This window comes from Kosakonia radicincitans DSM 16656, assembly GCF_000280495.2.
In the GTDB taxonomy this organism is placed as follows: domain Bacteria; phylum Pseudomonadota; class Gammaproteobacteria; order Enterobacterales; family Enterobacteriaceae; genus Kosakonia; species Kosakonia radicincitans.
Genome location: NZ_CP018016.1, coordinates 3,425,711 through 3,447,110 on the forward strand (window position 1 = coordinate 3,425,711; position 21,400 = coordinate 3,447,110).

20 protein-coding genes and 1 pseudogene are annotated in these 21,400 nt (G+C 50.0%); 6 read left to right on the forward strand and 15 right to left on the reverse strand.

The window, feature by feature from the left end; all coding sequences use genetic code 11:
• Positions 1-136 precede the first annotated feature (136 nt).
• Positions 137-721, forward strand: a complete 585-nt coding sequence (locus tag Y71_RS16535) for an inovirus Gp2 family protein (protein ID WP_071532052.1) — start codon at positions 137-139, stop codon at positions 719-721.
• 369 nt (positions 722-1,090) lie between these two features.
• On the opposite strand, the gene Y71_RS16540 is transcribed toward Y71_RS16535, so the two are convergent.
• Positions 1,091-2,238 (reverse strand): IS3 family transposase gene (locus tag Y71_RS16540; protein WP_085949497.1). Its coding sequence is split into 2 segments (ribosomal slippage): positions 1,091-2,001 and positions 2,001-2,238, totalling 1,149 coding nucleotides; the frame shifts between segments, so codons are not numbered across the junction.
• A 99-nt stretch (positions 2,239-2,337) separates the two neighbouring features.
• On the opposite strand from Y71_RS16540, the gene Y71_RS16545 reads away from it, so the two are divergent.
• From Y71_RS16545 to Y71_RS30760, 3 genes and pseudogenes are all read left to right on the forward strand, one after another.
• Complete coding sequence (locus Y71_RS16545; protein WP_004118349.1) at positions 2,338-2,517, forward strand: type II toxin-antitoxin system ParD family antitoxin; 180 nt, start codon at positions 2,338-2,340, stop codon at positions 2,515-2,517.
• A complete protein-coding gene (locus Y71_RS16550; RefSeq protein ID WP_007374422.1) occupies positions 2,483-2,602 on the forward strand; it encodes a type II toxin-antitoxin system RelE/ParE family toxin in 120 nt (39 codons plus the stop codon). Before Y71_RS16545 ends, Y71_RS16550 begins: the two co-directional genes overlap by 35 nt.
• 36 nt (positions 2,603-2,638) lie before the next feature.
• Positions 2,639-2,801, forward strand: a pseudogene (locus Y71_RS30760) (type II toxin-antitoxin system RelE/ParE family toxin).
• 178 nt (positions 2,802-2,979) lie between these two features.
• Here the strand turns inward: Y71_RS30760 and Y71_RS16560 are convergent.
• The 7 genes from Y71_RS16560 to pcoA form a co-directional block, all read right to left on the reverse strand.
• Complete coding sequence (locus tag Y71_RS16560; RefSeq protein WP_007374421.1) at positions 2,980-3,414, reverse strand: PcoE/SilE family metal-binding protein; 435 nt, start codon at positions 3,412-3,414, stop codon at positions 2,980-2,982.
• A gap of 217 nt (positions 3,415-3,631) precedes the next feature.
• Positions 3,632-5,032 carry a copper resistance membrane spanning protein PcoS gene (gene pcoS, locus Y71_RS16565; RefSeq protein ID WP_007374420.1) on the reverse strand — a complete coding sequence of 467 codons (1,401 nt, stop codon included), beginning with the start codon at positions 5,030-5,032 and terminating at the stop codon, positions 3,632-3,634.
• The gene (gene pcoR / locus Y71_RS16570; protein ID WP_081120802.1) at positions 5,029-5,709 is read right to left on the reverse strand and encodes a copper response regulator transcription factor PcoR; all 681 of its coding nucleotides are present in this window, start codon (positions 5,707-5,709) and stop codon (positions 5,029-5,031) included. The genes pcoS and pcoR overlap by 4 nt, the downstream gene beginning before the upstream one ends.
• A gap of 54 nt (positions 5,710-5,763) precedes the next feature.
• Positions 5,764-6,642 carry a copper resistance inner membrane protein PcoD gene (gene pcoD / locus Y71_RS16575; protein ID WP_080821469.1) on the reverse strand — a complete coding sequence of 293 codons (879 nt, stop codon included), beginning with the start codon at positions 6,640-6,642 and terminating at the stop codon, positions 5,764-5,766.
• Positions 6,643-6,697: 55 nt separating this feature from the next.
• A complete protein-coding gene (gene pcoC / locus Y71_RS16580) occupies positions 6,698-7,078 on the reverse strand; it encodes a copper resistance system metallochaperone PcoC (protein ID WP_000025662.1) in 381 nt (126 codons plus the stop codon).
• A gap of 39 nt (positions 7,079-7,117) precedes the next feature.
• Positions 7,118-8,008 (reverse strand): copper resistance outer membrane transporter PcoB, encoded by an 891-nt coding sequence (pcoB, locus tag Y71_RS16585; RefSeq protein WP_001378118.1) that lies wholly within the window; start codon positions 8,006-8,008, stop codon positions 7,118-7,120.
• 5 nt (positions 8,009-8,013) lie between these two features.
• Positions 8,014-9,831: a multicopper oxidase PcoA gene (gene pcoA, locus Y71_RS16590; protein WP_000925242.1), complete on the reverse strand. Its 1,818-nt coding sequence runs from the start codon at positions 9,829-9,831 to the stop codon at positions 8,014-8,016.
• 234 nt (positions 9,832-10,065) lie between these two features.
• On the opposite strand from pcoA, the gene Y71_RS16595 reads away from it, so the two are divergent.
• Both Y71_RS16595 and Y71_RS16600 read left to right on the forward strand, forming a co-directional pair.
• Positions 10,066-10,515: a PcoE/SilE family metal-binding protein gene (locus Y71_RS16595; protein ID WP_003032836.1), complete on the forward strand. Its 450-nt coding sequence runs from the start codon at positions 10,066-10,068 to the stop codon at positions 10,513-10,515.
• A 288-nt stretch (positions 10,516-10,803) separates the two neighbouring features.
• On the forward strand, positions 10,804-11,541 hold the full coding sequence (locus tag Y71_RS16600) for a peptidoglycan DD-metalloendopeptidase family protein (RefSeq protein WP_007374418.1): 738 nt from the start codon (positions 10,804-10,806) through the stop codon (positions 11,539-11,541).
• A gap of 33 nt (positions 11,542-11,574) precedes the next feature.
• Here Y71_RS16600 and Y71_RS16605 read toward each other — a convergent pair whose 3' ends face one another.
• From Y71_RS16605 to silC, 7 genes are all read right to left on the reverse strand, one after another.
• Positions 11,575-11,772 (reverse strand): DUF2933 domain-containing protein, encoded by a 198-nt coding sequence (locus Y71_RS16605; RefSeq protein ID WP_000843497.1) that lies wholly within the window; start codon positions 11,770-11,772, stop codon positions 11,575-11,577.
• Positions 11,773-11,812: 40 nt separating this feature from the next.
• Entirely contained in the window at positions 11,813-14,284 is a 2,472-nt protein-coding gene (silP, locus tag Y71_RS16610) for an Ag(+)-translocating P-type ATPase SilP (RefSeq protein ID WP_129244003.1), read from the reverse strand.
• A gap of 97 nt (positions 14,285-14,381) precedes the next feature.
• Positions 14,382-14,822, reverse strand: coding sequence for a DUF411 domain-containing protein (locus Y71_RS16615; protein WP_002436620.1), 441 nt, complete (start codon positions 14,820-14,822; stop codon positions 14,382-14,384).
• An 86-nt stretch (positions 14,823-14,908) separates the two neighbouring features.
• Positions 14,909-18,055, reverse strand: a complete 3,147-nt coding sequence (gene silA, locus Y71_RS16620; RefSeq protein ID WP_007374417.1) for a Cu(+)/Ag(+) efflux RND transporter permease subunit SilA — start codon at positions 18,053-18,055, stop codon at positions 14,909-14,911.
• A gap of 10 nt (positions 18,056-18,065) precedes the next feature.
• Positions 18,066-19,358 carry a Cu(+)/Ag(+) efflux RND transporter periplasmic adaptor subunit SilB gene (silB, locus tag Y71_RS16625; RefSeq protein ID WP_007374416.1) on the reverse strand — a complete coding sequence of 431 codons (1,293 nt, stop codon included), beginning with the start codon at positions 19,356-19,358 and terminating at the stop codon, positions 18,066-18,068.
• 113 nt (positions 19,359-19,471) lie between these two features.
• The gene (cusF, locus tag Y71_RS16630; protein WP_007374415.1) at positions 19,472-19,825 is read right to left on the reverse strand and encodes a cation efflux system protein CusF; all 354 of its coding nucleotides are present in this window, start codon (positions 19,823-19,825) and stop codon (positions 19,472-19,474) included.
• A gap of 29 nt (positions 19,826-19,854) precedes the next feature.
• Positions 19,855-21,240 carry a Cu(+)/Ag(+) efflux RND transporter outer membrane channel SilC gene (gene silC / locus Y71_RS16635; RefSeq protein WP_007374414.1) on the reverse strand — a complete coding sequence of 462 codons (1,386 nt, stop codon included), beginning with the start codon at positions 21,238-21,240 and terminating at the stop codon, positions 19,855-19,857.
• Between the last annotated feature and the right edge of the window lie 160 nt (positions 21,241-21,400).

Sequence of the window (21,400 nt, forward strand, 5' to 3'; positions counted from 1 at the left end):
ACGGTTAATGATTACCGCCCGATAATGTTCATGTGCATCTCTGCATGTAACATTACCACGATAATTAATCGTATGGTTACTTACTCTTGCTTACCTCAATTAGTTATTGAGCAGATTATTTATCTCAGGTTTATATATGCCAAGTAATTCCTTGAATGCTGATTACCAGCAAGCATTTTACGATGTTATTTGTAATGCAGTAGACGAGTTTCCACGTACGTTAGCACTACGTGTTGATTTACGTTTTCCGGGAGATTATCAGTATGGTGATTCGAACAGAGCCATAACCCGTTTTATTGACTCACTGAAGGCTAAGTTGCTGGTGGATTGCCGACGTAAGAACAGACGCTGGAGGCGTAACTGGACTAATCGATTACGGTATGTATGGGTACGTGAAGTCGGTGAACGTAATCGTCGTAAACATTACCATGTATTACTGCTGCTGAATAAAGACTTCTACCATGGTGCCGGGAGTTATAATGCCGATGACAGTTTATATGCATTAATCCAGCAGGCATGGTGTAGTGCGTTAGGCCTGAGGTCGGCTCAATATTCGTCTTTAGCGAATATGGCTGAGAACGGGTGTTTTTATTTAAACGAAAATGCCCCTAATTATATGCAGCGGATTAACGAATTACTAAAGCGTATGGAGTATCTGTCTAAAAACCATACCAAATGTTATGACGACGGTTACCGGTCTATTGGAATGAGCCGAAGGTAACTTGTTGGCTAAGGTGGGCGTAGCCTGTTCTGTTGTTTCCCTGATGGCTGTGTATGGTGAGAGGCAGGCATATCCATAGAGAGTGTTTATTATGATGGTTCAATTGATTTTGATGCAGGTTAACACATTATCTTAACAGGGGGCTATTTTCTTGTAATCCATAGGGGGATTGAGCGAAGATTATCAACAGGAATCAGGCCTGTCTGGCACTATAACTGCTGCAGAACCGAGGATAAAAATGATTGAGATAATTGACAGAAGCAAAGGACTGTTATTTTCAAGCAGCCATTTGGACAGTTCACTTCGCAAGACTATTGAGGCTATGCTGCAGGAAGTTGAAAAGCTGGACAGTGAATCGCCACGGATAATCTAGACACTTCCGAGCCGTTGATAATACTGGTTTTCATATTCTGTCGGTGACATCTGTTCGCTAGAACCATGCCGACGCTTACTGTTATAAAACATTTCGATGTAATCAAAAATATCACTGCGGGCTTCTTCCCGCGTTCCGTAGATCTTTTTCTTTATCCGTTCACGTTTCAACAACTGGAAAAAACTTTCTGCAACCGCATTATCATGGCAGTTACCGCGACGGCTCATGCTACCCTCCAGGCCGTGTGATTTCAGGAACGACTGCCACTCATGGCTTGTGTACTGACTGCCCTGATCCGAATGAACCAGCACCTGTTTTTCGGGATTACGCCGCCATACAGCCATCAGCAGTGCGTTCAGGACAATGTCCTTTGTCATCCGGGATTGCATGGACCAGCCGATAATTTTGCGTGAGAACAGATCAACAACAACGGCAAGATACAGCCAGCCTTCGTGGGTCCTGATGTAGGTTATGTCCGTTACCCAACGCTCATCAGGAGCATCCGGATTGAACTGTCGCTGGAGCCTGTTGGGTGACACGATACTGGCCTCGCCTTTACGTGCCCGCGGGCTTCGGTATCCGACCTGAGCCTTTATTCCGACACGTTTCATCAGTCTCCAGACTCTGTTTACTCCGCACTGTTGCCCGCTGTCACGCAGATCCAGATGGATTTTGCGATAACCATAGACGCATCCCGACTCCAGCCAGAACTGTTTAATCTGTCCTGTCAGTCTCAGGTCTGCCTGATGGCGTTGTGAATGCGGCTGCTGAAGCCAGGCGTAAAAACCACTGGGATGAACATCCAGCACCCGACAGAGCAGGCGAACAGGCCAGCAACAGGAGTTGTCACGGATAAAGGCGTACCTCAGTCGGACAGCTTTGCGAAGTACGCCGCGGCTTTTTTTAATATGTCCCGTTCGTCGGTAACCCGTTTCAGCTCTTTCTGGAGACGGCGGATCTCGGCCTGAGCATCTGACTGTTCTTTATTAGTGGAAGAATCCGGACCGTACTTCTTTATCCAGGCATAAAGGCTGTGGGTGGTGATATCGAGACGTGTTGCAACGCTGGCAACAGAATAACCGCGATCAACAACCTGTTTGACTGCTTCAGTTTTAAACTCTTCGGGATAACGCTTACCGCTCATGGGCACCTCTCTTTAAGCCATCTTAAATGACTCTGAGGTGTCTGTTAAACCCGTGGCGATTCATTAAGAATAAATCTTACATTAAGATATGGAGGGGTTATGGCTCGTACGATGACGGTGGACGTGGGTGATGAGCTGCATGAAAAGCAGGCTGAATCCAGACTTCAGGAATTGCGCGATCTGCTGGCCGAAGGGATCAGCAGCGGCGAGGCGAAACCATGGAACAAGAATGCATTCCTGAGGAATGTCAGGGCCAGGGTGGCAAATGAAAGAGATTGAGCTGACACCCAAAGCAGAAGAGGATCTGGAGGCCATCTGGGACTACAGCTTCAGACAGATCGGGGTTGTTCAGGCGGATGCATAGATCGGTCGTATAGCTGCAGTATTTGATGTGCTGGCCATGCATGATATCGGCACGCATTGTGCAGAGCTGGGAGACGATATCTGCACACTGCCGGTAGAACCGGCATACGATCTATTTTGTATCATCACATTCTATGGTTACGGTCATTCGTATTCTCAGCCAGTCTCAGGATACGGCGCGACATGCACCCTGGAGATGACCGGGGAACAGGATTCTCAAACAATATAAGTTAATTGTGAGGTCGACATGACCAAAAAAAACATTGTGTATGGACTCTTTCATTATTATTCATTTCGCTTATAAAAAAACGCTCCCGGACGGGAGCGTAAGCCAGTGACTTCGGCGTCAAATGAGGGTCTGACAAGTGGAGCTGCGGGTTAATTCTGGGTGATCTGGCTGCGATGCTTTTCCGCCTCTTGCTGATGAATAACGGAAGACTGGCCATTATTCGCCTTCTCATGCACAACAGCGGCTTTCTCATGCTCGCTCATTTCGGAAAATGGCTTAGCAGTTTCTTGGGTGTTCTCAGGTTTGGCTTTCATCATTTTTTTATGCATTTCAGCCATGTCCTGATGGGCGGCAGAATTGCCGTTTTGCATCATTTCATGGGACATAGCGGCCTGATCGTGACCGCTCATATCCATCATTTTCATGCTCTCCCCCTGAACTGCACTTTTTTCAGCGGATGACTGCATCTGATGGGCAGGCGCCTGGGCATTATTTACCTGGTCATGCATGTTCATTGTCTCTGCAGCCATGGCGGATGAAGCGACAGCCATAATGGCAACAAATGATACGAGAATCTTTTTCATGGTTGGGTCTCCGGTGTTTACATACCCAAACAATCAATGGCTTATAACAGAGAAAGCAGTTGATCTCAGGGCGGGTTAATCATCACTCCAGGAACCAGGTGATTGTGTTATCACGCTGCTCCTGATTTATGAATAATTATAAAAAACCGCCTCTGTTTATCGCGTGACTGAATGATGACAATTTTGTCACCTTCCAGGTTTCTCCTGAACAACGGGATTAATCCATTAACAGGCGCACTTTGAACACAATTTCCCGCCCCTGCTGTTCTGCTGACAGCTCGCCGCCGTGAGCATGAATGATCGACCTTGTAATTGATAATCCCAGCCCCGCGCCTTCCGTGTTGTAGAACCTTGATGAGTCTGCGCGATAGAACCGGTCAAACAAACGTTCCAGATTAGCGGGAACCTGGCCGGACATCGTATTCGTAATCATCACGTTCACACAGTCACTGTCACGCTCAAGGTGTATCGCTGTACAGGTGTTATCGGGAGAATACTTGATTGCATTGGAAAGCAGGTTACTGAAAGCACGTCGCAGCATATCGCTGTCTCCGGCAACAACGCCCTCTCCTTCAACCGTGATTGTCTTTCCTGTTTCGTCTGCCAGGGGCTCGAATAACTCACGTAATTCATTCAGTTCGGCTGCCAGATCCACATCATGTTTATCCAGCTGCAGCAGACCATGCTCTGAACGTGCCAGAAAAAGCATGTCACTGGTCATTCGTGACAACCTTTTCAGTTCTTCCAGGTTAGCGAATAAAATTTCGCGGTAATGCGAAACATCCCTTTCCTTAGCCAGTGCAAACTGCGTCTGCATCATCAGATTACTGACTGGCGTGCGCAGCTCATGCGCGATGTCAGACGAGAAATCTGACAGTTTCCGGAATGACCCCTCCAGGCGATCGAACATATTATTGAACTCCTGCATGGTCTCAGAGATTTCCGGCGGAGCCAGATCGGGATTAAGACGCTGATCCAGGCTGTGTACGGTCATGGAGGAAGCCAGACTGGTCATTTCCCGTAACGGTTTCAGACCAATACGTGTGGTCAGCCAGCCCAGAAAAACAGAAATAAAGACCAGACCGATATTGAACCAGAACAGCCAGGTACTGAGTTTGTCCATAAACAGGGTGTGATACCCAGTATCCGTGGCAACCGTAATGATGAAATGTTTGCTTTTACCCTGTTCCGGCGTCACGGCAACCCGCCGCGAGATACTGCGGTACACGGTGTTATTTTCTTCCGTCTGGATCATATAGTCGAGAATATCACCCGACTTGTTAAGCAGGACCGCTGGAACAACAGAATTGTTGGCATAGAGTTCAACAATTTTTTCATTTTCCATGTTTTTTATAGAAATGAATAAGCCATTGTGCCCCACCATCGCATCGTTTATTTTTTCTGATAATGACTTAATATCCGTTTTGTTCCTGAACGTCTCTGTTTTAAGAAACTCTTCGGTGAGCTGAAGTTTACCTGTCAGAAAATCGCGGTCCTGATTATCGAAATAGCCATTCAGGGTGCTAATCAGGATAAAACTTGATAACCACCATACCGTAAGCATCACCGCAGAAAAAATCAGGCTCAGGCGTGTGGTCAGGGAAATTTTGAACCTCACTCTTCTCTGATCTCCAGGACATATCCGGCACCGCGAACGGTATGGATCAGTTTTGGCTCAAAGTCATCATCAATTTTACTTCTCAGACGTCTCACGGCGACATCAATCACATTCGTATCACTGTCAAAATTCATGTTCCAGACCAGGGACGAGATAAGACTCCTGGGTAACACTTCTCCGGTGCGTTGCAGCAGCAACTCAAGCAGAACGTATTCTTTACCGGTGAGATGGATCTTCTTCCCCGAACGGATCACGGTCCGGCGCACCATATCAACGGTCATATCGGCGATGGTGCAGACTGTTGCGGCCTGCGAGCGTGCCCGGCGCAGTAGGGTTCTTACACGTGCAACCAGCTCCGTAAAATCAAAGGGCTTAATCAGGTAGTCATCTGCGCCAAGCTCCAGTCCTTTCACTTTGTCCCGCACGTTGTCCTTTGCGGTTAAAAACAGGACCGGTTCTTCGTGCCCGGACTCCCTCAGTGCGCTGATGATTTGCCACCCGTCGAGGAAAGGCAGCATCACGTCCAGTATTATCAAATCATACTGTCCCTTCGACGCGGCCCCGAGACCATCGCGGCCATTATTAAAGAGATCGGCCTGATAGCCTTCCTCAACCAGTCCCTGCTGCAGGTAATGACCTGTTTTTTGTTCGTCTTCAACGATTAAAATACGCTGCATGGTCAACTCGCTGATATGAAAGTAAAAATCTCACGCATGAGCTTTGGCTGTCCCCTAGCTGATCTGAGACGGAGCAAGCATTCCAAGCCACGCTACGGCGCCCAGAATGATAATCGCAACAACGAATTCTGTCAGGATGCTGTTTCGCATCAGGGCAACGCTGCGATCATAATTCCCTTCCCTGACCATAACTTCAAGCCGGGGACCCAGGTGAAACCGGTTTGCTGCAGCCAGAAGAAGCATCAGAACAAACAGAGCCGTCTTGGCAAGCAATATCCTCCCCCAGGAACTGTTGAATAAGGGAGTTAAGTTACCCTCAGCAATATACAGATAGTTGACCAGCGCACTCAGGATCAGGGCTACAACAATCACCGTTCCTGCCGTGGCAAATTTTGCCAGGGAGTCAGATATCACAATGACGCTCTGTGCATTATGCTCGTTTCTGCGCATCAGCAGGATAGCAAATGCAACCAGAGCACCTGTCCAGGCACCTGCAGCGCCGAGATGGGTCAGATCGCTCAGTAAATGGAGATAGTAATGCAGACCGTCATGCATAACGGCGTGTCCTCCCCAGGCAAGTGTAGCCAGCGCCACGCCCCCACTCATCGTCATCAGCAGGCAGGACAATACTCTCTTATTAGTGTAAAGGAACAAAGCACCGAGTGTGGTAAACAGGGCACAGAGCCTGACAATCCAGCTAATACCCACATCAGTTTCTTCTATCACCATCTCGATAACATGGATGGATAATTCTCTGAGGTCAGTTACTCCACTCATGGCATTAGATACCAGGAGCATATTAATGCCAGTAAGAATGATGCCTGTAACAACAGCAAAGGTTATAAACGACCTGAAATTAGTCAGGTTATAGGTTTCATGTCTGACACCGCTTATTCCATATATCTGAAAAAATGGCAATCCAAATATTACCATCAAATCCAGATAAAGAAGAAAACGAATAACAATCATAATCAGGTCGTTCATAATATTACTTCACTGTAAAGGTGTAATTACCGGTAATAGGGTGCGTATCTGAAGAAACCGCGCGCCAGTCAACACGATAAGTGCCAGCGGGTAAAGGCTCTCGCGGAATAATGACCATCGATTTAGGGTCAGCGCCTGGCGCCACTTTTGCCGCGACCGGCATCGGAGAATGTGATGACATGCCTTTCATACCCGTCATCGTTAATTTTGCACCTGAGAATTTCACGGTCAGATTTTCCGAGAAATTAAGCTGAATCTTTTCCGGGGCCGCTACGGCTGAATCAGCCTGTGGCACAGAGCTTTTTAATTCCGGATGGGCCATAGCAGAGAAAGCAACGCCCATAACGAGGCCACCTGTAAGAATGGCTTTATTTAAAATCGACATTTTATTTACCTGTTTAGTTGAGTGTTTTATATCAGTGCGTTAAAACCAGATTCTGGCTCCCGCCAGGAATACTACCTGATGGTCTTTCTCACCTTCTCTTTTCGCCATATCGGATGTTTTCCCGTAAAGTTGATTCCAGGAAACGCCTATATAGGGTGCAAACTCACGGCGTATTTCATAGCGCAGCCGGAGCCCCAGCTCTGTGTCAGTCAGTCCCCTGCCGCGACCCCGCGATTCATCATCCTGACTGTAGAAATTCACCTCATAGGATGGCTGGAGTATGAGCCGGTTAGTCAGTAAAACGTCGTATTCTCCTCCCAGACGAAGGGCTGCTTTTCCGCCATTACTGACAAAACCCGTAATTTCAGACTCAAAATTATAGAGTGCCAGCCCCTGAAAACCGACAGCAGCCCAGGTCCGGGCAGAAGCAGGTCTGAAATCCTGCCTGACACCCGCAACCAAATCCCACCATGGGCCAACCGCATGTCCCCAGAGTAACTGCGCTTCAGCCGCCTCCGTTTCCCCATTGCTTCGTTCACCTTCACTCTTTAGCCAAATCCGATCTGTGTCGCCTCCAATCCAGCTGTTAACACTCCAGCTGAAATTGTTGGTGTTATCCGACCGTTGCCATTCCAGTTGATCCAGCAGAACCAGATAATTAATCGCACTGTCGTGAATCGCATGCCCCTGTAAATTGCCGAATGCAGCCTTCCGGTCGGCATCGGTAACAGGCGGAATTGGCGTTCTGCTCTCAGTTACAATGGGCTCCATTGACGTCATCTCAGTGAAATTCTCATCTGCTGGCATCTGCATGGCAGACATGTCGTGCCCGGCGTGGGGATCTGCAGAGACGGAGCCCGCCGCAATAGAAAGCTGTGAGGTAAACAAACCGGCGACCAGAACAGGTATGGCCTTCAAATTTCTCTTCATTCGCATCATTCCTCCACCCGGACTTCACGAAACATTCCCATTTCCATGTGATAGAGCAAATGGCAGTGATACGCCCAGCGGCCAAGCGCATCTGCTGTCACTCTGTAACTGCGTTTTGTACCAGGGGGAACATCTATTGTGTGTTTACGAACCATGAAATTACCGTTTTCATCTTCCAGATCGCTCCACATACCATGTAGGTGAATGGGGTGAGTCATCATGGTATCGTTGATCAGCGTGATCCTGAGCCGCTCACCGTATTTCAGCAGCACCGGTGCGGCATCTGAAAACTTGATTCCGTTAAATGACCAGGCAAACTTTTCCATGTGGCCGGTTAAATGCAGTTCTATGGTACGGCCAGGTTCACGTCCGTCAGGATCCTCAAAGCGGCTTTTCAAATCCGCGTACGTGAGAACCTTTCTTCCGTTATTTCGAAGACCAATACCCGGATCATTTAATTTCGGAGAGACGCTCATCGCCTGCATATCAACCAGTGGGTTATCCGTTTCTGACGCAGGATGACTTTGCATACCCGGCATTCCGGCCATCCGGGAATGATCCATACCGGCCATGCTGCTGTGATCCATGGGCGCGGAGGATGTCCCGCTATCCGGAAGGTCAGCACCGTCCATAGACATCATCTCTCCGCTGTTATCCATGCCTCCCATCTGGCTGTGGTCCATTCCTGCCATATCATGTCCCATTCCCCCCATACCCATATCTTCCATGGTCAACAGAGGACGGGGATCGAGGGGGGGAACGGCAGCACTTAACCCCTCTCTCGTGGCCAGTGTCCCTCGAGCGTAACCGGTCCTGTCCATGGATTGTGCGAAGATGGTATAGGCCTCACCCTGAGGCTCCACAATGACATCATAGGTTTCGGCAACGGCAATCCTGAATTCGTCAACGGTAACCGGGTTTACATACTGGCCATCTGCAGCCACGACCGTCATTTTCAGCCCGGGGATACGGATATCGAAATAGGTCATTGCCGAGCCGTTGATAAACCGTAAGCGTATCTTTTCACCGGGACGGAACAGTCCGGTCCAGTTTTTCAGCGGGGCCTGCCCGTTCATGAGATAGGTGTAGGTGTAGCCACTGACATCCGCGAGGTCAGTCGGATTCATTTTCATTTCAGCCCACATTTTCCGATCGGCAATGGTGGCTGACAGCCCCCTGGTATTCACGTCGCGGAAAAAAGAGCCAACGGTTGGTTTATTGAAATTGTAGTAATCCGACTGTTTTTTTAATTTTTTCAGCAGGCTGTGAGGATTTTCATCGGTCCAGTCAGACAACATGACCACATGCTCACGATCGTAAGCAAACGGTTCTGGCTCCCTGGCATCGATGATAATGGCACCGTATACCCCCTCCTGTTCCTGCAGACCGGAATGGCTGTGGTACCAGTAAGTCCCGTTCTGCTTAACCTTAAAGGTGTAAACGTAGGTATCATCAGGCTCTATGCCCATAAAACTCAGCCCCGGAACACCATCCATATTGGCCGGAAGAATAATGCCGTGCCAGTGAATGGACGTCTGTTCATTAAGACGGTTTTTGACCTTCAGGGTAATGGTGTCACCTTCTTTCCAGCGAAGAACGGGCCCCGGCAGGCCTCCATTGATTGTTTTGGCCTGACGCTCACTGCCCGTGATATTGACGGCCGTTTCACCAATGGTCAGGTCAAACTGAGTACCCTGCAGGGATGCGGCAACTGGCAGGCTCAGACTGGAACGCGCATTGAAACTCCATACGCCAAGACTTCCGGCTACGCCAGAGAGGGTTAACCCCTTCAGGAAAGTTCGTCGAGACGTTTTCAACAGCATGCGCATTCCCTTATTTAAAGTATGGTTACTGACAGAATTCGAGAACCGATTTAAATTAAATTACTGGTTCATCCACTTACAATGAAATGAATCTAGCACACCTTAAGAAACAAATTCATTACAATCGTGTAATGTACATAGCTGTATTACATTTACGTCATCTTCCCCACAGGTTGATTATTTTTATATATGATCATAAGGACATCTTTTATGTACCTCAGAAGGTAATTACACATGAATATATTAATCACGACCACTGCGTTTACAGCTTTATTTTGTGGGGCAGCTTTTGCTCAGTCCAGTGATATTGCCCATGAAGCACATCGATTTGTTAATAATGCCTCAGCCGTCAGTCATGTGAATTACTCGACGCATGAAAACTTACCGGACAGGGTTAATAAAAACAACACGCCCTCATTCTCTGAAATGAATGAACATGAAAGGGCCATTGTTGCTCATTCATTTATGAACAACAGCGCGTCCTATGCGCATCAGAAAATGATTGAGGAACATAAAAAAATGCTGTCCGGCAGTGATGCAAATTCAAAGACCTCGTCTTCTTCTTTTAACGAACTGAATGCCGGAGAAAAAGCCGCTCTCGTGCATGAGCAGGTCAATAATGCCGGTGCGGAAGCACATCAGACGCAGGCAAGAAAGCTTCGCGGGCTGTATTCGACCAGGTAACTGCAGGCGGGTTAGTGCTTAGCGTCAGGTGCGCAGCAGGGCTTTACTGACGGGTTACGTAGCAGGACATGAGCCCCATATTGCTCTGCCGTAACCTGTTTCAGTCCCGTTAATCATCACCGTCGGGCTGGTCATACAGTTCCCAGAGCTTCAGGAGCAAACGGGAAACAAGATATGTTACAAAAATGACGACCATCAACGGTGCTCCCGATTAACTGACAGATGACACGCCTCCTGAAAACCCCTAGCATACGCCGCAGTGTTCATGCTAACGGCGAATTCCAGTAAATGTATTCTACCGATGTCGTAAAAGAAAATGCCTACCTTTCAGCCACCCGCTCGGGGCTGGAATCGAACGAGATCGCTACTCTTCAGCGCTCCTTGCCTTCCCGGTATAATCTGCGGCATTTGAAAAAAAATGAATCATTAAAACTCGTACTGCAAAAGAAAGCGGGAAAATCACGTGTCGTGGCCTATAAATTTACGTCCGGTTCATTTAATTACACGGCGTATCGTATATCAGATAAAAAATTCTATAACCTTTCCGATACTTCCGGGAAAGGCAGTCTCGATTATCCGTTACCGGCCACAGCAAGACTCAGTTCGCCTTTCAATCCTGCAAGACTTAACCCGGTATCGGGAAAAGTGAGTCCCCATAATGGCATTGATTATTCCATGCCCATGAACACGAAAATAGTCAGCGTCATCGACGGAAAAATCACCCGGGCCGAATACAACAGCACCATGGGATATTTTGTTGAAGTAACAGGAAAAGCCGGTGTTAAAACTCGCTATCTCCACCTCAATAAAATACTCGTTACTAAAGGGGCCAGGGTTACCCGGGGAGGCGCTATTGCGTTATCCGGTAACAGCGGACGTTCATCCGGTCCTCATCTGCATTACGAGCTGGTCATCAATAACAATCCTGTTAACTCACTGGCGTTCCGGGCAGCGGCACCCGCTGATAACAAACTTGAACAGCATGCCTTTGCGCATGCCAGAGACTACGAACGATACCTAGACTGATAACGGGGCCGCGACGCGGCCCCGTCTGCCGGATTAATTTTTTTTATCGTTTTCACTTCCTTGATGTTGATGATCTCCATGCCCTCCGTGGCCGTGGAAAAGATGCATTAGCGGGCAGACCAGCAATAACAGATATGGCCAGTAACCTGCCACATGTGACCAGTGTTCGCGCAGGAGGGCAAATGCCGCGATCGCGGCGACAGCAATAAGCGCATAGGTGGTACTTTTCATACTGGACTCCTTCTGTTCGTAACAGCCCCTTCACTCAGTGTTATTTCCCGAGCCTGACACTTTTCAGACGCAACGCATTCACAATGACGCTGACGGAGGAAAGAGCCATGGCCGCCGCCGCAATAACTGGCGACAGCAGTATTCCATACACAGGATAAAGCAGACCTGCAGCCACAGGCACGCCAAGTGCGTTGTAGATAAATGCAAAAAACAGATTCTGTCGGATATTTTTCATGGTGATTTCTGACAGATGACGGGCCCTGTTCAGTATCATCAGGTCGCCTTTGAGAAGGGTGACTCCGGCACTTTCAATTGCCACATCTGTACCCGTTCCCATGGCTATACCCACGTCAGCCGCTGCCAGCGCCGGGGCATCATTCACACCGTCTCCGGCCATCGCAACCACATGGCCAGACGCTTTCAGTCGGGTTATCACTGCTTTTTTGCCATCCGGCAGAATCCCGGCTTCAACCTCATCTATTCCCAGTTTCCGTGCGACTGCTTCAGCGGTAAGCTGGTTATCCCCGGTGAGCATAACGATGCGGATCCCCGCCTGACGCAAAGCTTTAAGCGCATCCGGCGTGGTTGCTTTCACGGGATCCGAGATAGCTATCAGGCCTGCAAGGTGCCCGTCTGTGGCCACATAGATAACGGTAGCGCCTTCCATCCGCAACGTATCCGCAACGGCCTTTTGATTATCAATAACGATACTGTTTTCCTGCATAGCCAGTTCATTACCAATAACAACCCGTTGACCTTCGACATCGCCTGAGACACCTTTACCCGACGGCGCATTGAAATGAGTGACTGCGGGTATTGCGATCCCCTTTTCCTGTGCTGCTTTAACTACTGCCATACCCAGCGGATGCTGCGAGCCTTTTTCCACTGCGGCCGTTACACGCAAAAGAGATGTTTCCCCACCCGGATTGAGACTGATAATCCCTGTCACCGTCGGCGAACCTTCCGTGAGCGTGCCTGTTTTGTCGACAACCAGCGTGTCCACTTTTTCAAGACGCTCAAGGGCTTCGGCATTCTTGATTAACACCCCGGCCTGGGCTCCTTTGCCCACCCCCACCATTATCGACATCGGCGTGGCCAGCCCCAGCGCGCAGGGACAGGCAATAATCAGGACCGACACAGCCGCAATGAGACCGTGCGCCATCCTGGGCTCGGGCCCCCAGACAGACCAGATCATGAAAGCAACAACCGCGATAAGTATCACCAGAGGAACAAACCAGCCTGAAACGCTGTCAGCCATTCTCTGGATGGGGGCCCGCGAACGCTGTGCATCAGCGACCATCTGAACAATTCGTGAGAGCATCGTTTCATCACCGACTTTCTCTGCACGGATGATAAGACTACCTGTCTGATTAATGGTCCCCCCGATGACAGGGTCACCCTCCGTTTTGGTAACAGGCATAGATTCCCCGGTCACCATCGATTCATCAACGGTTGTTTTGCCTTCGACCACGATACCGTCGACCGGAATACTCTCTCCAGGTCTGATGCGGAGCTTATCGCCAGGCAGGACATCTTCCGCATTAATATCCGTTTCATGACCGTCTTGATCCAGCCGCCTGGCGGTTTTGGGGGCAAGGTTAAGAAGCGCAGTAATGGCACCTGAGGTTTGTTCCCTTGCCCGCAATTCAAGGACCTGTCCCAGCAGAACAAGCACCGTAATAACAGCTGCGGCTTCAAAATAAATGGCCACCAGGCCATCCATGTTTCTGAACGATGCAGGAAACCAGGAGGGGAAGACGGTTGCAATGACGCTGTAAACCCAGGCTACGCCGGTCCCCATTGCAACAAGGGTAAACATATTCAGGGAGCGGTTACGTAACGACATTCCGGCCCGGGCGAAGAATGGCCAGCCACACCACAAAACGACAGGAGAGGCCAGAAGTAACTGCAGCCATGTGTTGTACTGTGGCGGTACTGTATTCCTCAAAGCGGGAAACAGATGAGAACCCATTTCGAGTATCAGAACCGGAAACGCCAGCAACAACCCCAGCCAGAAGCGTCTTGTCATGTCGCGAAGTTCATCACTCGTCCCCGTGGATGCCGTAGCTACGAGCGGCTCCAGTGCCATTCCACAGACAGGACAGCTTCCGGGACCACTACGGCGTATCTCCGGATGCATCGGACATGTCCACACACCTTCAGAAATCTCTTTCTCCGCCTGGCGGTGAGACTGTTTTATCTTATCAGGGCTGACTTCATGGTGGTCGTGGTGATGGTGATGTTCACTGGCATCTTCGGTAAAATAATGATCGGGATGGGCTTTAAATTTGCTCTCACAGCTGGCGGAGCAGAAATAAAGCTGATGGTCCTGGTATCGAATGCTGCTGTGCGCCTTGTCAGGCAGGATGACCATCCCGCACACGGGATCTCTCACCTTATGCAATGCGTGACTCTCGTCCGGGGATGATGTCTGCTCAGAAGCAGTCTGGTTGTTATGTTCCACTGCATTGTCATTTTTCACAGTAACTCTCCTTATGCATATCTGAAGCATTTTCTGTCTTCAGGATATGTCATGGATGCGATTACCACGAATGCCGCCGGCATAAGAGTGCCTGCTGCCGGCGTCCCGTTATCAGCCGTTCCGCTGACTATTCGATTCGCTGGAAGACTTTTTTACTGCCCTCCGGTGAGAATGCGATAACATCGTAAGCCTCTTTTCGGGCCCCCATCTCCATTCCCGGACTTCCTGCTGGCATACCGGGGGTGGCGAGACCGTATATACCCGAACCAGACTGCATGGCCTTATGTATCGTTGCCGCAGGCACATGGCCTTCAATGATCAAATTACCTACAACCGCGGTATGACAACTTCGTAGTCCAGCAGGAACAGCATGCTTTTCTTTCAGGGCTGACAGCGCCTGATCATTCATGACGTGAGTTCGCACTTCGAACCCGTCTTTTTCCATCGCCTTGCCCCACAGGGAACAACAGCCACAGTTTTCAGATTTGTACATATCAATGACTTTTTCACTCGCCATTGCAGGCAGTGACAGGCCGAGAGCCAGGGCCATTAGAACCACTTTTTTCATACTCACCTCTGTATATTATCGATATAAACCCTGACGTCAGGGTGAATCAGTGCAGAAGGACGCCCACTGGGGGCGCCCTTTCAGGGTTATGACACGCTTTTTTTATGTCTGCGCAGCCAGATTAATTTGTAGGCGGCAGGAATAATGAACAGGGACAGCAGCGGAGCCGTGATCATCCCACCAATCATTGGCGCAGCAATACGGCTCATGACTTCTGAACCTGCGCCGGTTCCCCAGAGTATTGGCAGCAGACCCGCAATGATCACCGCCACGGTCATGGCTTTCGGCCGGACACGCAGTACGGCACCATGATAGAGGGCTTCATCAAGACCTTCCGGTGTGAACGTCTCTTTACGGGACAATTCCGGGTGCGCTTCAATGGCATGACGCAGATACATCAGCATGACCACGCCAAACTCTGCTGCCACCCCGGCCAGGGCGATAAACCCGGTTCCGGTCGCCACTGACATATGGAAGCCCTGCCAGTACAGGAACCATATTCCGCCAACCAGGGCGAACGGCAGGCTCATCAGGATCAGCAGGGCTTCGTCAACCCGGCGGAATGCCAGATACAACAGGATGAAAATGATCATCACCGTCATCGGCACCATCAGCTTCAGTTTCTTGTTGGCATGCTCAAGCAGTTCAAACTGTCCGGAGAATGCCACACTGGTTCCCGGTCTCAGTTTCACTTTCTCGCTGATGGCCGTCTTAATGTCGTTAACCACCGACACCATGTCCCTGCCGCGGGCATCAACATAAATCCAGCTGGCTGGCCGGGCATTTTCGGTTTTCAGCATGGTTGGTCCAGAAACGACGTTAATATCCGCGACATCGCCCAGCGTGATCTGTTGCTTCATCGGGGTCAGGATCGGCATCTGTTTCAGCGCCTGCGGACTGTTCCGGTAATCCTGCGGGTAGCGAATGTTAATAGGGTACCGGGCCACCCCTTCAACCGTCTCACCCACCATAGCACCTCCGATTGCTGAAGAGACGAACAGCTGGACATCACCTACCGTCATCCCGTAGCGGGAGGCTTTCTCCCGGTTGATATCGATATCGATGTAGCGCCCGCCCTCAAGTCGCTCAGCCAGGACAGACACCACGCCAGGCACGGTTTTGGCTACCGCCTCGATACTCTGCGCCGTCGCGTCGATATCGGACAGAACAGTCCCGGACACTTTGATACCTATCGGGCTTTTGATCCCGGTTGAGAGCATATCAATACGGTTACGGATAGGCGGCACCCAGAGGTTTGCCAGACCCGGTAAACGGACTGTCCTGTCGAGTTCATCAATAATCTTGTCAATTGTCATGCCGGGACGCCACTGATCCTCTGGTTTGAGCTGGATCGTGGTTTCCACCATTTCAAGCGGTGCGGAATCCGTTGCGGTCTCTGCTTTACCGGTCTTGCCAAATACAGAGGCCACTTCAGGAACGCTTTTGATTAACTTGTCCGTCGTCTGCAAGAGTGCTGCAGCTTCTGCCGGAGAGACGCCCGGCAGGGTCGACGGCATATACAACAGGTCGCCCTCGTTAATCTTCGGCAGAAACTCGCCACCCACCTGACTCAGTGGCCAGATAACGGTGAAAATAGACAAGGCCGCAACCAGCAGGGTTGTTTTTGGCCAGTGGAGAACCCGCAGCAGCAATGGATGATACGCTTTGATCAGCACCCGGTTCAGGGGGTTACTGGTCTCGGCAGGAATTTTCCCCCGTATCCAGAATCCCATCAGGATCGGAATGACAATGATGGCCAGCACGGCCGCCCCCGCCATGGAGTACGTTTTCGTGAATGCCAGCGGGCCAAACAGACGTCCTTCCTGACCTTCCAGGGTAAAGATAGGTATAAAGGACAGGGTGATGATCAGCAGGCTGATAAACAGTGCGGGTCCCACTTCCACGGAGGCGTCGGTAATCACCTTCCAGCGGGTGGCGTTGTCAATCTGCTCACCCGGATGCTGATGATCCCATTCCTCAAGCCGTTTGTGCGCATTTTCAATCATCACAATGGCGGCATCCACCATCGCGCCGACGGCAATCGCTATCCCTCCCAGCGACATAATATTGGCGTTCAGTCCCTGGAAGTGCATGACGATAAAGGCGATACACAGGCCAAGCGGGAGAGAGATAATCGCCACCAGGGCAGAACGTACGTGCCACAGGAACAGGGCACAGACGATGGCCACAACGATAAACTCTTCCAGAAGTTTATGGCTGAGGTTATCAATCGCCCGGTCGATTAACTGGCTGCGATCGTAGGTGGTCACGATTTCAACGCCTTCCGGCAGGCTAGCCTTCAGTGTCTCCAGTTTATCCCTCACTGCCGTGATTACGTCGCGCGCGTTTTTACCCGACCGCAGGATCACCACGCCACCAGCGACTTCCCCCTGGCCGTTTAGTTCGGCAAGACCACGCCGCATTTCAGGCCCGGTCTGCACGCGGGCAACATCCCGCAAATAAACCGGCACGCCGTTCTCGCCCGTTTTCAGGACGATGTTATTAAAATCATCAATGCTCTGAAGATAACCGCTGGCGCGGACCATATACTCCGCTTCGGCTATTTCAACGGATGAACCACCGGCCTCCTGGTTAGACGATTCAAGGGCCTGTTTCACTTCGGGCAGGCTGATCCCATACTGGGACAGTTTTACCGGATTGACCTGAATCTGGTACTGTTTCACCACGCCCCCAACCGAGGCTACCTCAGCCACGTTCGGGATGGTCTTCAGCTCAAATTTCAGGAACCAGTCCTGCAAAGAACGCAGTTCTGAAAGGTCGTGTTTTCCGCTGCGATCGACCAGGGCATATTCAAATATCCAGCCCACCCCCGTGGCGTCCGGGCCGATTTCAGAGCTCACACCCGCAGGCAGTTTGCCCTGAACCTGATTCAGGTATTCCAGCACGCGTGAACGGGCCCAGTACAGATCGGTGCCGTCTTCAAAAATGACATACACATACGAATCACCGAACTGTGAAAAACCACGCACGGTTTTTGCGCCAGGTACGGACAACATGGTAGTGGTAAGCGGATAGGTGACCTGGTTTTCTACAATCTGTGGGGCCTGTCCGGGATAGCTGGTTTTAATAATGACCTGCACATCTGACAGGTCAGGCAGGGCATCGACCGGCGTGTTAATAATCGTCCATGTGCCCCAGATGCTGAGAAACAGGGCACCCATCATGACCAGGAAACGGTTGGCGACAGAGCGCCGGATAATCCATTCAATCATCGTCGTCTCCTCAGTGCCCTGAATGCATATTTACAGGCTGGTCAGACATTGCTGGCATACTGTTTTCTGTTTTTTCAGGGTGGCGCATACGTTCCAGCGCGCCCGTAATATTGGCTTCGGAGTCAATGAGGAACAGGCCACTGACCACCACGGTATCGCCTTCATTCAGGCCGGAGCCAATGCCGGACTGTTGCTGTGATTCATGCAGCACCTGGATCTGTTTCGGCACAAACTTGCCTTCATTATCGACAGTAATCACGCGCTGTTCTTTACCGGTATCGATAACGGCCTGGCTTGGTATCAGCAGCATATCCTGGCTCCGGGTATTCAGTTTCAGGTAGGCATTCATGCCCGGTTTAAGAAACTCATCCTTATTGGAAACCTGGAGACGGACCTGAAGCGTACGGGTTGTCTGGTCCACGCTGGGAAGAATGTTCCATTTTTCGACATGGAATGTTTTATCCGGATAAGCCGGTACCGAAATTTCAAACTGCGACGTATCTTTAAGCAGATAGGCGATAGATTCTGGCACTGCAGCGCTGATCCAGACCGGATCCATCCCCTGAATCTGAGCCACTACTTTATCTTTCGAAATATTCATTCCGGTGCGCAGGTCAAACGCAGTAATGACACCATCAATAGGTGCTTTAATGGAAAAACGGGTCTGGATTGTGCGGGTTGCACGCAGCCTCTGAACATCCTCTTCCGGCATGCCAGCCAGACGAAGTCGCTCCAGCACCCCTTTTATCTGGGTTGGCGTACCGCCTGTACCGGATAGCAGCAGGAACTCACTTTGTGCCTCAACCCATTCAGGAATGGTGATATCGATAAGCGGAGTGCCTTTCTTCACATGATCGCCAATCGTCAGGGGATACACTTTTTCGACGAATCCGTCAGAGCGCGCCTGTACAATGACAAACTGATACTCGTTGTAACTGACATTAGCCGGAATGGTCTGAGTATAATTCAGCATCCCGCGCGTGACTTTTTGTGTTTTTAATCCCAGGTTCTGAACCTGCGTTGGATCAATACGGATCCCGCCACTGCTTTTCTCGGCGCTTTCATCAGCATATTTTGGCACCAGGTCCATATCCATAAAAGGCGATTTTCCGGGTTTATCAAATTTGGTATCCGGTTTCATCGGGTCATACCAGAAAAGAACCTTTCGCTCCGGTGCCTTTTGTTCTGTTTGTACTGTTTTTTGTGATGAGTTGATATACTGCCAGGCAGTAACCGATATCAGGCCTCCTGCTATGAGGCTGCTGATAATTATTGCAGCATATTTTATCTTTAAAGAAGCCATACAATTTCTCGCTGAAAAATCAAAACCCCTGGCATATGCGCCTGATCATTAAATCACTATGATGACTTTATGAATGTTCAGGCGCACTGGTTATATCTGTTCCGGACTGTCAATCAGGATTGCGTAACGTTAATGCTTTTGAGCAAGGAGATATTGCCCTGCTGAATAAACGAGAAATCAACATGGTTGCCGGTTTTGAGGGCATTAATAGCGTCGTCTGCATTAACAAAAGTGAAGCGCATGGTCATTGCAGGCCAGCCCACAGCAGGGATTGCTTCGTGCGAAATGGTGATCTTTTTACTATTCATATCAATGTCTTTAACGACACCGGTGCCCTTGATAACCTGCTGTGCCGAAGCATCACTGGCAGCGTTCATATCACCATGCTGATGTACTTCAGCATGAAGACCGGCAGAAAACATGACAGAGATAGCACCAAATAAAACGGCTTTAAGTGAGTTACGCATTTTTAATTTCCTGATATGTTGAATATAATTTACTCTACCCAACCGCCACCCAGTGCGGTGAACAGATTAATTTCGTTAACCTGTCGGGAATAGGTAAGGTCGAGAATGGCTTGCTGCGTAGTGAACAGGGAGCGTTCTGCATCCAGCACTTCTATGTAGCTGACTGCACCACTTGAATATAATCCCCGGGCTCGCTGGAGGGTTATCTGGAGTGAATCAAGATAACGCTGCTGTGCCTCGAGTTGCTGGCTAAGACTATCGCGCAGCGCAAGCGTGTTGGAAACATCCTTAAAGGCCGACTGAATTTTTTGTTCGTAATTAACCACCGACTGTTGCTGGCGAATTTCAGCCAGTTTCAGATTGGCTTTGTTCCGGCCGGCATTAAAAATAGGAATTTCAATTTTAGGGATAAAATTCCACATTCCGCTTCCTGACGTAAAGAGGCTGGACAACTCCGTACTGCTTGCGGAAAGGCCACTGGTCAGGGTAATGGACGGGAAAAAGGCCGCTCGCGCTGCGCCAATACTGGCATCAGCCGCTTTAAGCTGATATTCCGCTTCCATGATATCCGGGCGCTGCAGCAAAATTTGTGACGACAGGTTTGGGGGCAGTTTTACTGGCGCGATTTCACCACCTTTCATCCCTTTTTCTGACGGAACTGCGCGGTACGTTCCCAGCACCAGTTGCAGGGCATTGTTTGCCTGAGCCAGATCGCCTTCTCGTTTGGCTATTTCGGCGCGGGTACTTTCGATTTGCCCCCTGGCCTGTTCAAGCGCCAGAACGTTCGTACTCCCGGTCACCAGTTGTTGCTCAACGAATGCATAAGACTGTTCATAATTTTTCAGCGTTTCCCGCGCAATACGGAGTTGTTCGTACGCCAGTTGCTGGCTGAAATAGCTCTGTGAAACGTTGGAGACCAGCAGGATGTGTACGGCACGACGGGCTTCTTCGCTGGCAAAGTAGTTCTGGCGATCAGCCTCACTCATGTTCTTAAGTTTGCCAAAAAAATCGAGCTCATAGTTGAGCTCCAGACCCGCGTCGTACTCCTGTGTGGTCGGCTTGTCACCTTTCAGACCACCGCTGTATGTGATCCCGGATGAGGCATTCAGTTGGGGATAACGATCTGCATCCGTGACGTTGAACTGGGCCCGGGCCTCTTCAACCTTCAGGGCAGCCATTCTCAAATCACGGTTATTAGTCAGAGCTTCACCGATCAACCGGGTAACCTGGGGATCGACAAAAAAGTTACGCCAGCCCGTATCCTGATAGCCATTTACCGCTGGCGTCAGGCTGTTATGGGACAGTGAAAACTGCTGGGGTACCGGTGCTGCGGGCCGCTGATATTCAGGCGCAAGCGACACGCAGCCTGCCAGGATGAATATCGTGCTAATGCTGAGTAATTTTAATTTGAACATAACGCTTCTCGTCCAGGCAGACCTGGTAAATGGTTCAAATGAAGTCCAGAGTATTGATAGGGGTACTTTACCTAACGCTCTCTGTTTGCCGAGTGACAGGATAATGACAATGTTGTCATTTTTGCTGTAATCCGTTGATAACGATCGTGGGCGCAATAGA

Bases quoted from the DNA above. Each gene is read 5' to 3' on its own strand.
- Y71_RS16535 (WP_071532052.1), top strand. From the start codon at position 137: ATGCCAAGTAATTCCTTGAATGCTGATTACCAGCAAGCATTTTACGAT.
- Y71_RS16545 (WP_004118349.1), top strand. From the start codon at position 2,338: ATGGCTCGTACGATGACGGTGGACGTGGGTGATGAGCTGCATGAAAAG.
- Y71_RS16550 (WP_007374422.1), top strand. From the start codon at position 2,483: ATGTCAGGGCCAGGGTGGCAAATGAAAGAGATTGAGCTGACACCCAAA.
- Y71_RS16560 (WP_007374421.1), bottom strand. From the start codon at position 3,414: ATGAAAAAGATTCTCGTATCATTTGTTGCCATTATGGCTGTCGCTTCA.
- pcoR (WP_081120802.1), bottom strand. From the start codon at position 5,709: ATGCAGCGTATTTTAATCGTTGAAGACGAACAAAAAACAGGTCATTAC.
- pcoD (WP_080821469.1), bottom strand. From the start codon at position 6,642: ATGGTAATATTTGGATTGCCATTTTTTCAGATATATGGAATAAGCGGT.
- pcoC (WP_000025662.1), bottom strand. From the start codon at position 7,078: ATGTCGATTTTAAATAAAGCCATTCTTACAGGTGGCCTCGTTATGGGC.
- pcoB (WP_001378118.1), bottom strand. From the start codon at position 8,008: ATGAAGAGAAATTTGAAGGCCATACCTGTTCTGGTCGCCGGTTTGTTT.
- pcoA (WP_000925242.1), bottom strand. From the start codon at position 9,831: ATGCTGTTGAAAACGTCTCGACGAACTTTCCTGAAGGGGTTAACCCTC.
- Y71_RS16595 (WP_003032836.1), top strand. From the start codon at position 10,066: ATGAATATATTAATCACGACCACTGCGTTTACAGCTTTATTTTGTGGG.
- Y71_RS16600 (WP_007374418.1), top strand. From the start codon at position 10,804: ATGTATTCTACCGATGTCGTAAAAGAAAATGCCTACCTTTCAGCCACC.
- Y71_RS16605 (WP_000843497.1), bottom strand. From the start codon at position 11,772: ATGAAAAGTACCACCTATGCGCTTATTGCTGTCGCCGCGATCGCGGCA.
- silP (WP_129244003.1), bottom strand. From the start codon at position 14,284: ATGCTTCAGATATGCATAAGGAGAGTTACTGTGAAAAATGACAATGCA.
- Y71_RS16615 (WP_002436620.1), bottom strand. From the start codon at position 14,822: ATGAAAAAAGTGGTTCTAATGGCCCTGGCTCTCGGCCTGTCACTGCCT.
- silA (WP_007374417.1), bottom strand. From the start codon at position 18,055: ATGATTGAATGGATTATCCGGCGCTCTGTCGCCAACCGTTTCCTGGTC.
- silB (WP_007374416.1), bottom strand. From the start codon at position 19,358: ATGGCTTCTTTAAAGATAAAATATGCTGCAATAATTATCAGCAGCCTC.
- cusF (WP_007374415.1), bottom strand. From the start codon at position 19,825: ATGCGTAACTCACTTAAAGCCGTTTTATTTGGTGCTATCTCTGTCATG.
- silC (WP_007374414.1), bottom strand. From the start codon at position 21,240: ATGTTCAAATTAAAATTACTCAGCATTAGCACGATATTCATCCTGGCA.